Raw genomic sequence first — 16138 nt, forward strand, 5'->3', positions numbered from 1 at the left:
TCGGGCGCGATCATGACGCACCGCCAGATCCTCTTCGTGATCTTCGGCCTGATGGCGGGCATGTTCCTGTCCTCGCTCGACCAGACCATCGTCGGCACCTCGATGCGCACCATCGCCGACGACCTCGACGGCCTCTCGCAGCAGGCCTGGGTCACCACCGCGTACCTGATCGTCTCGACGATCGCGACGCCGATCTACGGCAAGCTCTCCGACATCTTCGGCCGCCGCCCGCTCTACCTGATCGCCATCGTCCTCTTCCTGATCGGCTCGCTCCTGGCCGGCTTCGCGACCTCGATGCTCGGCCTCGCCGGCTTCCGCGCCGTGCAGGGCCTCGGCGCCGGCGGACTGATGTCGCTCGCCCTCACCGTGATGGGCGACATCCTGCCGCCGCGCGAGCGCGCCAAGTATCAGGGCTACTTCCTCGCCGTCTTCGGCATCTCGAGCGTCGTCGGTCCGCTGATCGGCGGCCTCCTCGCCGGCACCCCGGAGATCCTCTTCATCACCGGCTGGCGCTGGGTCTTCCTGATCAACCTGCCGATCGGTGCCGTCGCGCTCTTCATCGTGGTGCGCTTCCTGCACCTGCCGAAGCCGGCCGCCCGCCGCTCGGTGCGGATCGACTGGTGGGGCGCGGCCCTCGTCATCATCGCCGCCGTGCCGCTCCTGCTCGTCGCCGAGCAGGGTCGCGACTGGGGCTGGGGCTCGCCGATCGCCTGGGTCTGCTACATCGTCGGCGTGCTCGGCATCATCGGCTTCATCGCGGCCGAGCGGATGATGGGCGACGACGCGCTGATCCCGCTGAAGCTCTTCCGCTCGCCCACCTTCTCGATGGCGACCGTCCTGGGCGTGCTCGTCGGCTTCGGCATGTTCGGCGGCATGATGGCGCTGCCGCTCTACCTGCAGCTCGTCAACGGCGCGACGCCGACCGAGTCCGGCTTCCTGATGCTGCCGATGATCCTCGGCCTGATGATCGCCTCGATCGTCTCGGGCCAGATCATCTCGCGCACCGGCCGCTACCGCGCCTTCCCCATCCTCGGCACCTTCCTGATGTCGGCGGCCTTCTTCTACCTGTCCTTCGTCTCGATCGACAAGCCGGTGATCTACGTGATGGGCGGCATGCTGCTGCTCGGACTGGGCCTGGGCCAGATGATGCAGACGCTGACCCTCGCGTCGCAGAACTCGGTCGACACGGCGAACATGGGCGTCGCGACCAGCGCCTCGACGTTCTTCCGCCAGATCGGCGGCACGCTGGGCACCGCCGTGATCTTCTCGGTGCTGTTCAGCCGCATCCCGGAGACGATCGCCGCCGCCTTCAAGAACCCGACGATCGCTGCGAACCTGCAGGCCGCCGCGTCGGACCCGACGATCGCGGCCGACCCGGCCAACGCGGGCATCCTGAAGCTGCTGCAGTCGCAGGACACCGCGGCGATCGGCTCGGCGCTCGACGGCGACACCTCGTTCCTGAACACGGCGAACGACGCGCTCTCCGCGCCGTTCCTCACCGGCTTCAACGACGCGACGGTCACGGTGTTCCAGGTCGCGCTGGGCGTGGTCCTGCTCGCCTTCGTGCTCTCCTGGTTCCTGAAGACCCCGCCGCTGCGGGCGAAGTCGGCGATGCAGGAGGCGCACGACCTCGCGAACGAGGACGCCGCGGCCGAGCTGCGCCGCACCGATCCGCAGCTGGCCGCGCGCGCCGGCGCCGACCTCGCCGCCGGGAGCATCGAGCCCGACGTGCGGACCGACTCCGTCGCGACGACTCCGCGGGACGGCGGCGAGCGCCGCGGCTGAGCACTCCCGCTCCTCCTCGATCCTCCCTGACGGCCCTGACGGCCCGGACGCCTCGGCGTGCCGGGCCGTCGGCGTCTCCGGCGCGGGTCGGCGCGGGTCCGAGCGGGTCGGCGCGGGTCGCACCGGTCGCGCCGGGTCGTCGAGAGAGCGCTCCACGGAGGTCATAGGATGACGGGACAGCCGCCGAAGGAGTCCGCAGTGACCGTTCCCCCCTCCCCCGCCCCGACCCTGCCGGAGCAGATCGCCCGGGTCGACCGCCTCGCCGCTCGCGACTGGCCCGCCGGATTCCTCTGGGGATCGGCCACCGCCGCCGCGCAGATCGAGGGCGCCGGGCACGAGGGCGGCAAGGAGGACAGCATCTGGGACGCGTTCTCCCGCGTCCCCGGCGCCGTCGCGAACGGCGACACCCCCGAGGTCGCCGTCGACCACTACCACCGGATGCCCGCCGACGTGCAGCTGATGAAGGAGCTGGGGCTCGCCTCCTACCGCTTCTCGGTCAGCTGGTCGCGGGTGAAGCCCGGCGACCGCGCCGTGAACGCGGAGGGCCTCGACTTCTACTCCCGCCTCGTCGACGAGCTGCTCGGCGCGGGCGTCCTGCCCTGGCTGACGCTCTACCACTGGGACCTGCCGCAGGCCCTGGAGGAGACGGGCGGCTGGACGAACCGCGACACCGCCGAGCGCTTCCGGGACTACGCCGAGGCCGTGCACGCGCGCCTCGGCGACCGCGTCTCGCACTGGACCACCTTCAACGAGCCGTTCTGCTCGACCCTGCTGTCCTACGGCGCCGGGATCCACGCGCCCGGCCTGATCTCGCAGCAGGCGGCCCTCGCGGCGGTCCACCACACCCACCTCGCGCACGGACTCGCCGTCTCGGCCCTCCGCGAGCTCGGAGCGCAGAACCTCGGCATCACGCTCAACCTCTCCAACGCCGTCCCCGACGACCCGGAGGACGAGATCGACCTCGACGCCGCCCGCCGCTTCGACGCGCTGCAGAACCGCATCTTCCTCGACCCGCTGCTGCTCGGCGAGTACCCGGAGGACCTCCTCGAGGACGTCGCCGGGCTCGGCCTCGACGAGCTGGTCCACGACGGCGACCTCGCGACGATCGCGCAGCCGCTCGACTTCCTCGGCGTGAACCACTACCACGACGACAACGTCTCCGGTCATCCGCTGCCGGCCGGCGCGGAGGACTTCGCGCAGGCGACCGAGCGCGAGGTCGGCTCGCCCTGGGTCGGCTCGGAGTTCCTCACCTTCCCGTCCCGCGGCCTGCCGCGCACCGCGATGGACTGGGAGGTGCACCCCGACGGGCTGCGCTACCTGCTCACCCGGCTGGGCCTGGAGTACGAGAACCTCCCGCCGCTGTACGTCACCGAGAACGGCGCCGCCTACGACGACGTCGTCGAGGGCGGCCGGGTGCACGACGTCGACCGCACCCAGTACGTGCTCGACCACGTCGAGAAGGTCGCCGACGCGATCGACCAGGGCGCCGACGTCCGCGGCTACTTCGTCTGGTCGCTGCTCGACAACTACGAGTGGGCCTGGGGCTACGAGAAGCGCTTCGGCATCGTCCGCGTCGACTACTCCAGCCAGGAGCGGCTGATCAAGGACTCCGGACTCGTCTACTCGCGCCTGATCGGCGGCACCGCGGCCGAGGCGCTGGACTAGACCGTGGCCGAGGGCATGACCGAGGGGATCAGGGGCGGCGGGCGCTCGCCGACGCTCGAGGCCGTCGCGGCGCGGGCCGGAGTGTCGCGGGCCACCGTCTCGCGGGTCGTCAACGGCGCGCCGCAGGTGGCGGCCGACATCGTCGCCGCTGTCGAGAAGGCGATCGCCGAGCTCGACTACGTGCCCAACCGCGCGGCGCGGATGCTCGCCTCCCGCCGGACCCAGTCGATCGCCCTGATCGTGCCGGAGTCGACCGCCCGCGTCTTCGCCGACCCGTTCTTCGCCGCCATCGTGCAGGGCGCGGCGATGCGGCTGGCCGACACCGACTACACGCTCTCGATGCTGATCGCCTCGGAGACCAGCGGCGAGAAGACCCGCCGCTACCTCCTCGGCGGCAACGTCGACGGTGCCCTGGTGGTCTCGCACCACTCCGGCGACCACTCCTACGCGGCGCTCTCGAGCTCGCTCCCGATCGTCTTCGGCGGCCGGCCCCTCTCGCCCGACGAGCGCGACTCCTACTTCGTCGACGTCGACAACGCCGACGGGGCGGCCGTCGCGACCGCGCACCTGATCGCGGGCGGCCGCCGCCGCATCGCGACCATCGCCGGACCGGCCGACATGCCGCCCGGGGTCGACCGCCTGATCGGCTGGCGCAGCGCCCTGACCGACGCGGGCCTCGACGACTCGCTCGTCGAGTGGGGCGACTTCTCGCCCGAGAGCGGCACGGAGGCGATGCGCCGCCTCCTCGAGCGCGACCCGGCGATCGACGGCCTCTTCGCCGCCAACGACCAGATGGCCGTCGGCGCGTACGCGGCGCTCCGGGAGGCGGGCCGGCGCGTCCCCGAGGACGTCGCGGTCGTCGGCTTCGACGACGACATCTTCGCCCGCTCCGCGGTCCCGGCCCTCAGCACCGTCCGCCAGGTCCCCGTCGAGCTCGGCGCCCGCATGGCCGAGCTGCTGACCGCCCGCATCGAGGGCGCGACCGTCGAGCACCGCACCCTGATGCCCACCCAGCTGATCGTCCGCGCGAGCTCCTGAGCCTCGGCCGCGCCCCGCTCCCTCCGACCCTCCCCGCCCACTCCTCAAAAGTTGCGGTAGTCGCGTTCGACTACCGCAACTTTTGGAGAGTCGCTGCGGCGTCAGCGGATCCAGCCGTGGGCGCGGAGGGCGGCGCGGATCTCGGCGATGGTGCGCGCGCGTCCCCGGGCGAGGCCTTCGGCGCGGACGGGGACGGTGATCCAGCCCGCGAGCTGGAGATCCACCAGGCGCTGCCGGTCGCGGGCGAACTGGGCGTCCCCGGTCCGGTGGTGGGTCCCGTCGTACTCGGCCAGCACCTTCCACTCCTCGAAGACGAGATCACCGATCGCGATGAGCCGGCCCCAGGCTCTGATCGGCGCGTTCGCCCGCGGTACAGGCAGACCGGCTTCGACGACGGCGAGGCGGAGGTCGGTCTCGGGTCGTGAGGCGGCGGCGTCGGATGCGGCGGCCAGTGCCGTGCGAAGCGCTCGCGACCCCCTGCCGCGGTAGCCGTCGAGCGCGATCGCGAGCTGCTCCCTGGTCGCGAAGGGACGATCGGGTGAGGCGGCTCTCGGCACGAACAGAAGATGATCGGTCGCAGCGACCAGCTCCTTGTGCGGCAGCTCGGCACCGAGGAGCAGCCAGGTCGAGGCGGCATCGGTGACCGGGAGCCCGAGTCGTTCGACCACGCTCACCCGCGTCGCCGAGATCACGTGCCCGATCACCCCGCGGCAGCGGGGCGGCCGCGCCGGATCGAAGACGGAAACGTGCACGGGGTCGTCCTCCGCGGCGCGCGCCGGCACGGGGACCCCGTAGACGACCGCCGCGGTCAGGTGCGAGAAGAAGTGCCCGGCTCGCAATCGCGGCACGTACGCCTGCGCCCGCTGGAGATGCGTGCGCGGCTCCACGAGAGTCCGCACCCCGTGGAAGGGGCGCGCCAGAGCGCGACTCCGGACCCGGTCCTCCGACCAGCCGCTCCTGACGGCGGCACCGCGCGTGAAGGCTCCGAGGGGCCCGACTGCTTCGTTCATCCCCCGATGATGGCCCGCCCCTCGGCCCCGACCCCGCTCTCCACAGGCGCCGCTTCCCAAGACCCCCCTGTGGAGGAGCCCCCACCTACGATCCCGCCACCTCACCCTCCAAAAGTTGCGGTAGTGGCGCGCGACTACCGCAACTTTTGAGGAGTGGGCGGGGCGCGCGGGGGCGAGCCGGGGGCGGGCACGGGCGGCCCGCGGGCTCAGAGGAAGAGCGGCTCCGGCGCGTGGGCGGCGAAGCGGCGGCGCATGACGGCGATGGCGTCGGCGTGCTCGTCGACGAGGACGAAGCGGCGGCCGAGGGCGTGGGCGACGGCGCCCGTGGTGCCGGAGCCGGCGAAGAAGTCGAGCACGGCGTCGCCCTCGCGGCTGGAGGCCTGGACGATGCGGCGCAGCACGCCCTCGGGCTTCTGGGTGGGGTAGCCGGTCTTCTCGCGGCCGGTGGGCGAGACGATGGTGTGCCACCAGACGTCGGTGGGGCGCTTGCCGCGCTCGGCCTTCTCGGGGGTGACCAGGCCGGGCGCCATGTACGGCTCGCGGTCCACGGCGGCGGAGTCGAAGTGGTAGCCGCGCGGGTCCTTCACGTAGACGAGGATCGTGTCGTGCTTGGTCGGCCAGCGCTTGGTGGCCTTGGCGCCGTAGTCGTAGGCCCAGATGATCTCGTTGAGGAAGCACTCGCGGCCGAAGAGCGCGTCGAGCAGCACCTTCGCGTAGTGCGCCTCGCGGTAGTCGAGGTGCAGGTAGAGCGTGCCGTCGTCGGCGAGCAGGCGCCAGGCCTCGGCGAGGCGAGGCTCGAGGAACGACCAGTAGTCGTCGAAGCGGTCGTCGTAGCGGAGGAGGTCGCCGCGGATCCGCTCGTAGCTGCGGCCCTTGAAGCCGGCGATCGTCCCGGTCGCCGAGCGGACGGAGGTGGTCGACGTGCGCACCTGCGCGCGCCCGGTGTTGAACGGCGGATCGAGGTAGACGACCGTGAACGCCCCGTCCGCGAGCAGCGGGAGGACCTCGAGGTTCTCGGCGTGGATCACCGCGCTCCGGGTCTCCGGGACGCCGTCCGCGATCTGGATCGTCCTGGGCACCCCGCCATGGTGTCACGGGGGCGGAGGCTCCCCCGACACGCCCCGGAGCCGCCGACACGCCCCGGCGAGCGGGTGCCCGGGCCGCGGCGGGCCCCGGCGTAGAGTGACGAGATGATCTCCGAGGTGCGCCACGACGAGGACCGGTCCCAGTACACGCTGTGGGTCGACGGCGAGAACGTCGGGCTCGCCGACTACACGGTCCGCGGCTCGGACGTGGTCTTCCTGCACACCGAGATCGCCCCGGAGCACCGCCACGAGGGTCTCGGCGACCGCCTGGTCGGGGCCGCCCTCGACGACGCGCACGAGCGCGGCGCCCACGTCGTGCCGCTCTGCCCGTTCGTCGCCGAGTTCATCGCCGAGCACCCCGACTACCAGGAGCTCCTCGCGAGCTGAGGTCTGCGCAGGCGGGAGGCGGGAGGCAGGAGCCACCGGCCCCCGCGCCTCACGGCACCCGGCGCAGCCACTCCGGCGTCGAGTACTTCGAGCGCACGAGCTCCTCGGCCTCCGCGTACTCCTCGGCCGACAGGTCGCCCGGGGTCCCGCCGTGCAGCCGCACGAAGGTCGCCTTCATCCGCTCGATGATCTCGGCGCGGCTGAGCCCGGTCTGGCTGCGGAGCGGATCGACGCGCTTCACCGCCGAGGCGATGCCCTTGTCGGACAGCTTCTCCCGCCCGATCCGGAGCACCTGCACCATCTTCTCGGCGTCGATGTCGTAGCTCATCGTCACGTGGTGCAGGACCGCGCCCGAGCCGAGCCGCTTCTGCGCCGCTCCGCCGATCTTGCCGGAGGGCGAGGTGATGTCGTTGAGCGGCTGGTAGACCGCGTCGATGCCGAGCGACTGGAGCGCGCTGACGGCCCACTCGTCGAGGAAGGCGTAGGAGTCGGCGAAGGTGAGGCCCTGCACCAGGTCGCCGGGCACGTAGAGGGAGTAGGTGACGACGCTGCCCGCCTCCATGAACATCGCGCCGCCGCCGGAGATGCGGCGGACGACCTCGACGCCGTACTTCGCCGCGTTCTCGAGGTCGACCTCGTTGCGCAGCGACTGGAAGCTGCCGATCACGACGGCGGGCTGGTCCCACTCCCAGATCCGCAGGGTCGGCTCCCGGCGCCCCTCGCCGACGGCGGCGGTCAGCACCTCGTCGAGCGCGAGGTGCATCGACGGCGAGACGGCCTTCGCGTGCACGATCCGCCAGTCGTAGTCGCGCCAGCTGGTCGCCTGCTGCAGCGAGCGGCGGATCGCGACCGCGACGGCCTCGGGCGTGAAGCCGAGCAGCACCGCGTCGGCCGGCAGCGCCTGGCGGATCGCGGCGGCGATCGTCTTCGCATCGGACTCGGCCGGCAGGCCGACCACGGCGCGGTCGATGTCGTCGAGCGCCGTGTCGGGCTCGAGGAAGAAGTCGCCCGCGAGCCGGAACCCGGCGAACCTCCCGTCGACCACGTCGAGGTCGACGACCACGAGCTTTCCACCGGGGACCTTGTACTCGCCATGCATGACGCCAGCCTAGGCCGGAGGAGCGACGTCCTCCCCGGTCGCGGGGAACCGCTCACCCAGCCAGCCGACCAGATCAGCGGTGACGTCGGCGCGGTTGAGCTCCTGGAACAGCTCATGCCGCGCCTCCGGATACACCCGCACGCTGACGTCGGTGTACCCCGCGCGCCGGCGGTAGGCCTGCGCGAGCGCGCGCACCGAGCGCTCGCCGCCGAGGCTGTCGTCGGCGCCGACCACGAGCAGCAGCGGCAGCGGCTGCTCCGGCCGCCGCGCCGGCCGCCCGATCAGGCGGAGCGTGTCGCGGAGCCCGATCCGCTTCGCCAGCGGCGTGGTGAAGGTGAGCGGGTCGTCGTGGAAGCGCTGCCAGACCTCCGGATCGCGCGAGAGCCACTCCAGCCCCAGCCCGCCGGCGACGCGGTGCCGGCGCGCGAGGTCGCCCGCGTTCATGTAGCCCGGGAGGCGGTAGGCCGAGCCGCTGAGCACGAGCGCCGCGTAGTCGGCGGAGCGGTGGTCGACGATCCGCTGCGCCATCAGCGAGCCCCAGGAGTGGCCGAGCAGCACGATCGGGACGCCCTGGTTCTCGCCGGCGAGCTCGCGGGTGAGCCGGTTGATCGCCTCCTCCGCCGCGCGCAGTCCGCCCGGACCGAGCAGGCCGAGCCGGGCGACGTCGCCGCCGTGCTGCTCGAGGCCGGTGCGCCCGTGCCCGCGGTGGTCGTCGGCGGCGACGGCGTAGCCCGCGGCGACGAGCGCCTCGGCGAGCTCGACGTAGCGGCCGGAGTGCTCGCCGACGCCGTGCGCGATCTGCACGAGCGCTCGAGGGCGGGGCCGCGCCCACCAGCGCCAGTGGATGGTCACGCCGTAGGCGTCCTGGAAGGTCCTGTCGACCGCGGTCCCGGGCATGGGACCAGTGTGGCCCTCCGGCCGCGGAGCGCGACGATCGGCGCGAGAACTGAGAAGATACTCACGATCGAGCGGACGAGCGTCCGACCCGCCCGCGACATCGTTAGCGTGTCAGCGACGTGCGGACCCCCCACGACCGTCCCACCCCTTCTCGAGCGAGGCCAGCCCCTACATGACCGTGTCGCCCCTGATCTGGACCCTGACGATCGTCTTCATCGTCCTGCTCCTGCTCTTCGACTTCTTCTTCCACGTGCGCAAGCCGCACGAGCCGACCCTCAAGGAGTCGGCGCTCTGGTCGGCCCTCTACGTCGGCATCGCCGTGCTCTTCGGCGTCGGCGTCCTCGTCTTCGGCGGACCGACCCCCGGCTCCGAGTACTTCGCCGGCTACATCACCGAGAAGGCGCTGTCCGTCGACAACCTCTTCGTCTTCCTCATCATCATGGCGAGCTTCAAGGTGCCGCGCGCCGACCAGCAGAAGGTGCTGCTCTTCGGCATCGTCTTCGCGCTGATCGCCCGCACCGGCTTCATCTTCCTCGGCGCGGCGCTGATCAACTCCTTCGCCTGGATCTTCTACCTCTTCGGCCTGATCCTGCTGCTGACCGCCTTCAACCTGGTCAAGCCGGGCGACGAGCACGCCGGCGACAACGTGATGGTCCGCCTCGCCAAGCGCGTCTTCAAGACGAGCGACCAGTACGACGGCGACAAGTTCTACACGCACATCGACGGCAAGAAGGTCCTCACGCCGATGATCCTCGTGATGGCGGCGATCGGCGGAACGGACATCCTGTTCGCGCTCGACAGCGTCCCCGCGATCTTCGGTCTCACCAGCGACGTCTTCCTGGTCTTCACGGCGACGGCCTTCTCGCTGCTGGGCCTGCGCCAGCTCTACTTCCTGATCGACGGCCTGCTCGACCGCCTCGTCTACCTCAGCTACGGCCTCGCCGCGATCCTCGCCTTCATCGGCGTGAAGCTGATCCTGCACGCGCTGCACGAGAACAACCTGCCGTTCATCAACGGCGGCGAGCACGTCGAGGTCTTCGAGATCGGCACCGGCCTCTCGCTCACCGTCATCGTCGGCGTGCTGGCCGTCACGGTCATCGCCTCGCTGGTCAGCCCGAAGGGCCGCCGCATGGCCGCCGAGGCCGCTGAGCGCAAGCGCGTGGCCGCCGCCGCGGGCGCGGACGTCGACGCCACGCACTGAGCCGCACCACTGAGGCTGGGACGCCGATCCGGGGAGGAATCCCCCGGATCGCGCGTCCCAGCCTTCTTCGTGCGGCTACTTCGCCCGGTACCGGTGCTCGGGGCGGCCCGTGGTGCCGTAGCTGAGCGTCATCTCCACCAGCCCGCGCCCCGCGAGTCCCGACAGGTACCGCTGTGCCGTCGCCCGCGAGATGCCCGCGCGCTCCGATACCTCGAGCGCCGAGAGCTCGTCGCCCGACTCGGTGAGCCGCGCCAGCACGAGCTGCTCCGTCGCCGAGCGGGACGGCTGGCTCGCCGCCGCGTCGCCCGAGTGCAGGATGCGCAGCGCCCGCTCCACCGCCTCCTGATCGGCGACCCGGTCCTCGCGCAGCACGTTGCGGAAGCGCACGTAGGCGTCGAGGCGCTCGCCGAGCAGCCGCGCGTCGAACGGCTTGATCAGGTAGCCGAGGGCGCCGGCGTGCAGGGCCTTCCGCACCGTCGCCCCGTCCGAGGCGGCGCTCACCACGAAGGCGTCGGTGTCGAGCTCGCGCAGCAGCGCGATCCCGCTCTGGTCCGGCAGGTGCACGTCGAGCAGCAGCAGGTCAGGTGCGTGCTCGAGCACGGCCGCGCGGGCGGCGCGCGCGGTGTGCGCCGGCGGCAACGCGCGCAGCCCCTGCCGGCCGTCGACGAGGTCGGCGTGCAGCTGCGCCACCCGGAAGTCGTCGTCGACCACGAGCACGGTGCGCTCCTGCTGATCCGGGGTCATCGGTCCTCCTCGTCGGGCGGCGCCACCGTGCCGGGCAGCCGCGCGCAGAGCACCGCGCCGGTGGCGTCGCCGCCCGCGTCCGCCAGCCAGACCTCGCCGCCGCGCCGCGCCGCGACCTCGCGGCAGAGCGGCAGCCCGAAGCCGCGGCCGTGCACCCGGTCGTCGTCCTCGTCCACGGCGCCCGGTCCGCGCGCGAAGAGCGACTCCGGATCCGCGACCCCGTCGCCCGAGTCCGCGACCGTCACGAAGAGCGTCCCGCCGTCGTCGAGCAGCTCGACCTCGACGAAGCGCACGTCGCGGCGCCCCTCGACCGCCGCGCGGACCGCGTTGTCGACGAGGTTGCCGACCACGGTCGCGACGTCCTCCGGCTCGATCACCGTCCCGCGCACCAGCGTCTCGTCGCCCAGGGTGAGCAGCACGCCGCGCTCCGCCGCCTCGATCCCCTTCGCCCCGACGAGCGCCTGGAGGTAGGGCTCCTGCAGCCGGTCGGCGTGCTGCACCGGGTACTTCAGCGGACCGCGGGTCAGCACCTCGTCGAGGTACTCGCGCGCCGAGCCGGTGCGGCCGGCGTCGAGCAGACCGGCGACGACGTGCAGCCGGTTGGCGAACTCGTGCCGCTGCACCCGCAGCGCGTTGGTCATCGCGCCGACGGCGTCCAGCCGCCGGCTGAGTGCGGCGAGCGCCGTCCGATCGCGCAGCACCACGACGACGCCGAGGTCGCGGTCGCCGCGGGTGACCCGCCGGATGTCGACATAGACGATCCGCGAGCGCACGACGAAGCCCTCCTCGCCGCTCCCGCGGGTCGGCTCGCTCGAGGCGAGGGCGGCCGAGATCGCGTCGGCGAGCGGCTGCGGCAGCGCGAGGTCGGCGAGCGCGCGGCCGTGCAGGGCGCGACCGGTCGGGTCCTCCGAGCCGAGGATCGCGGCCGCGCGGGCGTTGCAGACGCCGACCCGCCCGTCGCGGTCGAGCGCCAGCACCCCCTCGTCGACCCCGTCGAGCACGGCGGCCTGGTCCTGCACGAGCGCGGTGAGCTCCTCCGGCGCGAGGCCCAGCGTCAGCCGCAGCAGCCGGCGGCGGATGAAGACGGACGCGACCGCCGCGAGCACCAGACCGGCGAGCGCGGCGGCCAGGACGCCGAGCAGCGCGGTCGGCAGGTCGTCGAAGACGCTGGAGCGGGCGAAGCCGATGCTCACCTCGCCGACGACGCGCGACTCGTCCGGCCCGTAGACCGGCACCTTCGCCCGCGCCGACTCGCCGAGCGTGCCGGTGCCCCAGGACACCGACTCCCGGCCGGCGAGCGCCTCGTCCGGGCTCGTCGACACCACCTCGCCGAGCCGTTCCGGATCGGGGTGGGCGAGCCGGATGCCCCGGTCGTCGGTGATCACCACGAACAGCGCCCCGGTGCGCTCCTCCACCGCCTCGGCGGCGACCTCGAGCGTCCCGCCCTCGAGTTCCGCGCGCGCGGGCACGGCCGGGTCCGCGGAGGAGGCGGCCACGGCGTCGCGGACGTCGGCGTCCTCGGCGACGGTGCGGGCGATGGCGAGCGCCGTCTCCTCCGCCTCGCCGCGCAGCTGCTGCACGCTGAGCGCGGTGACCAGCCCGGCGCAGACCAGGACGGCCGCCGAGACGGTCGCGAGCTGGAGCACGAGCACGTGGGTCGCGAAGCGCATCGAACTCCTCGTCGTCGAGACGGTCGGCCTGCGCAGAATGCGCAGAACCCACACTATGCGCAGATCGCGCGCTAATGAGCGATACCCGCGCCGAGCGGCCGGGCCTGCCTAGTGTTTCCACGACCTGGAGAGCCCGCCGCGGGATCCCGGACCAACGACGACGAAGGAGTCAGCTGTGTTGGTAGTACTCGGATTCACGATGATCCTGGCCTTCATGGCCCTGATCATGACCAAGCGGCTCACGCCCATGGTCGCCCTGATCGTCGTCCCGACGATCTTCGGCCTCTTCGCCGGCGCCGGTCTCGGCATCGGCGACATGGTGCTCGAGGCGATCGGCAGCCTCGCGCCCACGGCCGCGCTGCTGATGTTCGCGATCATGTACTTCGGCATCATGATCGACGTCGGCCTGTTCGACCCGCTGATCCGCTTCATCGTCCGCGCGCTCGGCGACGACCCGGCCAAGGTCGTCCTCGGCACCGCGCTGCTCGCCGGCGCGGTCTCGCTCGACGGCGACGGCTCGACCACCTTCATCGTCACCACCGCCGCGATGCTGCCGATCTACCTTCGCCTCGGGATGAACCCCGTCGTCCTCACCTGCGTCGCCGGTCTCGCCAACGGCACGCTCAACATCGTCCCCTGGGGCGGCCCGACCGTCCGCGCCGCCGCCGCGCTGCAGGTCTCGCCGAGCGAGATCTTCGTGCCGATGCTGCCCTCGCTCGCCGTCGGCCTCGCCGTCACGCTGGTCTTCGCCTGGTTCCTCGGCCTCGGCGAGCGCCGCCGCCTCGGCTCGCTCGCCCTCGCCGAGCCGATGCTCGAGCAGGAGCTCGTCGGCGCCGGCCGCGGCTCGTCGCGCTCCGGAGCCCGCACCGGCGGCCTCGCCGCCTTCACCGGCGGCATCCGCACGGTCGCCCGTGAGCGCTTCTCCTTCCTGCGCGGCCCGGAGTCGCTGCGCGGCGCCCAGGTCGCCGTCGCCGCCCGCGTGCAGGCCGACGACGCCGACACCGCGATGGCCGACACGATGCTCGACCCCGAGCGCGAGACGCTCCGCCCGAAGCTGATCTGGGTCAACCTCGTGCTGACCCTCGCCGTGATGACGCTGCTCGTCGCCGACATCCTCCCGCTGCCCTACGTCTTCATGGTCGGCTCCGCGGTCGCGCTGCTGATCAACTTCCCGAAGATGAAGGACCAGGCGTCCGAGATCGTCAAGCACGCGCCGAGCATCGTCGGCGTGGTCTCGATGGTCCTCGCGGCCGGTGTGCTGATCGGCGTGCTCAACGGCACCGGCATGGTCGACGCGATGGCCGAGTGGGTCGTCGACGTGATCCCGCCGGCGCTCGGCCCGTTCCTCGCCGTGATCACGGGCGTGCTGAGCATCCCGATGACCTTCTTCATGTCGAACGACGCCTTCTACTACGGCATCCTCCCGGTGCTCTCCGAGAGCGCCGCGCAGTACGGCATCGACCCGGTCGAGATGGCCCGCGCCTCGATCACCGGTCAGCCCGTGCACCTGCAGAGCCCGCTCGTGCCGGCGATCCTGCTGCTGGTCTCGCTCGCCGCCGTGAACCTGGGCGACCACCACCGCAAGGTGCTCTGGCGCGCGGTGATCGTGTCGCTGGTGATGCTCGCGGTCGGCGTCCTGGTCGGCGCGATCCCCTTCGGCTGATCCGGGAGCCTGGCGTCAGCCCAGCAGTGGCGCCAGGTTCTCCGTCCAGACGTCGAAGCCGAGCTTCAGGATCAGCGCCCCGACCACCGCCAGGAACGCGATCCGGATGAAGCGGCTGCCCTTCGCGACGGCCATCCGCGAGCCGAGGTAGGCGCCCGCCACGTTCGCGAGCCCCATCAGCAGGCCGAGCACCCAGATCACGTGCCCGCCCGGCACGAAGTACAGCAGCGCACCGAGATTGGTCGCCACGTTCACGATCTTCGCCTTCGCGCTCGCCAGCAGGAAGTCGTACCCGAGCGCCGTGATCAGCGCGATGATCAGGAACGTCCCGGTCCCCGGCCCGATCAGCCCGTCGTAGAAGCCGATCACCAGACCGAGCACCGCGGCGGTCACCAGGTGCCGCCGCCCCGCGTGCTTGAGCGCGGTGACGCTGCCCATCGCCGGCCGCGCGATCGTCACCACGGCCACGACGATCAGCGCGACGACGATGATCGGCTTGAAGACCGAGGCGGGCAGCAGCCCCGCGAGATTCGCTCCCCCGTAGCTGCCGATCAGCGCCACCGCCGCCATCGGCAGCGCCGTCCGCAGATCGGGCCGCGCCCGCCGGAAGAAGGTGATCGCGCTCGTGGTCGTCCCGAAGATCGAGGCGAGCTTGTTGGTCGCGAGCGCCTGCACGGGCGAGATCCCGGGCACGAGCAGCAGGGCGGGGAGTTGGAGCAGGCCGCCGCCGCCCACCACCGCGTCGATCCAGCCGGCGGCGAACGCGGCCAGGATCATCAGCAGGATGACGGGGAGGGCGAGGTCCTCGGTGAACGTCAGCATCGGTCGGAAGCGTACGCGGCCGCCGCCACCCCCTCGACCGCGGCGCCGCGCCACCCTAGGGTCGGCGGCATGCGATTCGGACTCTTCATCCCCCAGGGCTGGCGCCACGACCTCGTCGGCATCGATCCCGCCGAGCAGTGGCGCATCATGCGCGACCTCGCCCAGCACGCCGACGCCGGACCGTGGGAGTCGGTGTGGGTCTACGACCACTTCCACACCGTCCCGGTGGTGACGGAGGAGGCGACCCACGAGGCCTGGACCCTGATGGCCGCGTTCGCCGCCGCCACCTCGCGGGTGCGGCTCGGCCAGATGTGCACCTGCATGAGCTACCGCAACCCCGCGCACCTCGCCAAGATCGCCACCACCGTCGACCTCGTCTCCGGCGGCCGCGTCGAGATGGGCATCGGCGGCGGCTGGTACGAGCACGAGTGGCGCGCCTACGGCTATGGCTTCCCGCCGATCGCCGAGCGCCTCGGCCGCCTCGACGAGGGCGTCCAGATCATGCGCCAGGCCTGGACGGAGGGCGTCTCGACGCTCGACGGCCGGTACTACCAGGTCGACGGCGCCGTGAACCGCCCGCTGCCCCTGCAGGACGGCGGGATCCCGCTGTGGGTCGCCGGCGGGGGCGAGAAGGTGACCCTGCGCATCGCGGCGCAGTACGCGCAGTACACCAACTTCGCGGGCGCTCCGGAGGCGTTCGACCACAAGAGCGCCGTCCTCCGCGGGCACTGCGAGCGTCTCGGCACCGACTACGCGGCGATCACCCGCAGCTCCAACTACAACGTGATGATCGCCGAGACGGAGGCCGAGGTCGAGAAGGGCCTGCAGCGCCTCGAGGAGCGGGTCACTCCCGCTCTCGGCGCTGAGGCGGCCGCCGCCTTCGTCGCGGAGTACCGCAGCCCCGACGCCCTCGCCGTCGGCACCCCCGCGCAGATCGTCGACCGCCTCGGCGACATGCGCGACCGCGGCATGGACTACGCGATCACGTACTTCCCCGACGCCGCCTACGACCGCTCCGGCCTCGAGCTCTTCGAGCGCGACGTCGTCCCGCACCTGGCCTGACCCGTCCTCC

The 16138-nt window shown here is 72.2% G+C and carries 14 protein-coding genes; 7 read left to right on the top strand and 7 right to left on the bottom strand.

The genetic code is table 11. The features are described from left to right. Positions 1–12 precede the first annotated feature (12 nt). From GSU72_RS15635 to GSU72_RS15645, 3 genes are all read left to right on the top strand, one after another. On the top strand, positions 13–1785 hold the full coding sequence (locus GSU72_RS15635) for an MDR family MFS transporter (protein ID WP_159986871.1): 1773 nt from the start codon (positions 13–15) through the stop codon (positions 1783–1785). A gap of 240 nt (positions 1786–2025) precedes the next feature. Continuing rightward, the gene (locus GSU72_RS15640) at positions 2026–3450 is read left to right on the top strand and encodes a GH1 family beta-glucosidase (protein ID WP_244256139.1); all 1425 of its coding nucleotides are present in this window, start codon (positions 2026–2028) and stop codon (positions 3448–3450) included. A gap of 15 nt (positions 3451–3465) precedes the next feature. Beyond that, a complete protein-coding gene (locus GSU72_RS15645; protein WP_159985866.1) occupies positions 3466–4488 on the top strand; it encodes a LacI family DNA-binding transcriptional regulator in 1023 nt (340 codons plus the stop codon). A 101-nt stretch (positions 4489–4589) separates the two neighbouring features. Here the strand turns inward: GSU72_RS15645 and GSU72_RS15650 are convergent, their stop codons facing one another. Both GSU72_RS15650 and GSU72_RS15655 read right to left on the bottom strand, forming a co-directional pair. Beyond that, entirely contained in the window at positions 4590–5498 is a 909-nt protein-coding gene (locus tag GSU72_RS15650) for a hypothetical protein (RefSeq protein ID WP_159985867.1), read from the bottom strand. Positions 5499–5704: 206 nt separating this feature from the next. Continuing rightward, on the bottom strand, positions 5705–6577 hold the full coding sequence (locus GSU72_RS15655; protein WP_159985868.1) for a site-specific DNA-methyltransferase: 873 nt from the start codon (positions 6575–6577) through the stop codon (positions 5705–5707). A gap of 111 nt (positions 6578–6688) precedes the next feature. Here GSU72_RS15655 and GSU72_RS15660 point away from each other — a divergent pair, with 111 nt between their 5' ends. Beyond that, a complete protein-coding gene (locus tag GSU72_RS15660) occupies positions 6689–6970 on the top strand; it encodes a GNAT family N-acetyltransferase (RefSeq protein WP_159985869.1) in 282 nt (93 codons plus the stop codon). Between the two features lie 49 nt (positions 6971–7019). Here GSU72_RS15660 and GSU72_RS15665 read toward each other — a convergent pair whose 3' ends face one another. Beyond that, positions 7020–8069 (bottom strand): biotin/lipoate A/B protein ligase family protein, encoded by a 1050-nt coding sequence (locus GSU72_RS15665; protein WP_159985870.1) that lies wholly within the window; start codon positions 8067–8069, stop codon positions 7020–7022. Between the two features lie 9 nt (positions 8070–8078). Beyond that, positions 8079–8966, bottom strand: a complete 888-nt coding sequence (locus GSU72_RS15670) for an alpha/beta fold hydrolase (protein ID WP_159985871.1) — start codon at positions 8964–8966, stop codon at positions 8079–8081. Between the two features lie 172 nt (positions 8967–9138). On the opposite strand from GSU72_RS15670, the gene GSU72_RS15675 reads away from it, so the two are divergent. Then, positions 9139–10167, top strand: a complete 1029-nt coding sequence (locus tag GSU72_RS15675) for a TerC family protein (protein ID WP_159985872.1) — start codon at positions 9139–9141, stop codon at positions 10165–10167. 75 nt (positions 10168–10242) lie between these two features. Here the strand turns inward: GSU72_RS15675 and GSU72_RS15680 are convergent, their stop codons facing one another. Both GSU72_RS15680 and GSU72_RS15685 read right to left on the bottom strand, forming a co-directional pair. Further along, the gene (locus GSU72_RS15680) at positions 10243–10911 is read right to left on the bottom strand and encodes a response regulator (protein ID WP_159985873.1); all 669 of its coding nucleotides are present in this window, start codon (positions 10909–10911) and stop codon (positions 10243–10245) included. Beyond that, a complete protein-coding gene (locus GSU72_RS15685; protein WP_208545073.1) occupies positions 10908–12581 on the bottom strand; it encodes a sensor histidine kinase in 1674 nt (557 codons plus the stop codon). The genes GSU72_RS15680 and GSU72_RS15685 overlap by 4 nt, the downstream gene beginning before the upstream one ends. A gap of 199 nt (positions 12582–12780) precedes the next feature. Here GSU72_RS15685 and GSU72_RS15690 point away from each other — a divergent pair, with 199 nt between their 5' ends. Further along, positions 12781–14244: a CitMHS family transporter gene (locus GSU72_RS15690; RefSeq protein ID WP_159986873.1), complete on the top strand. Its 1464-nt coding sequence runs from the start codon at positions 12781–12783 to the stop codon at positions 14242–14244. Positions 14245–14259: 15 nt separating this feature from the next. On the opposite strand, the gene GSU72_RS15695 is transcribed toward GSU72_RS15690, so the two are convergent. Beyond that, a complete protein-coding gene (locus tag GSU72_RS15695; RefSeq protein WP_159985874.1) occupies positions 14260–15066 on the bottom strand; it encodes a TSUP family transporter in 807 nt (268 codons plus the stop codon). A 69-nt stretch (positions 15067–15135) separates the two neighbouring features. Here GSU72_RS15695 and GSU72_RS15700 point away from each other — a divergent pair, with 69 nt between their 5' ends. Further along, positions 15136–16128, top strand: a complete 993-nt coding sequence (locus GSU72_RS15700; protein ID WP_159985875.1) for an LLM class F420-dependent oxidoreductase — start codon at positions 15136–15138, stop codon at positions 16126–16128. Positions 16129–16138 lie beyond the last annotated feature (10 nt).

Source organism: Rathayibacter sp. VKM Ac-2760, assembly GCF_009834185.1.
Classification (GTDB): Bacteria; Actinomycetota; Actinomycetes; order Actinomycetales; family Microbacteriaceae; genus Rathayibacter.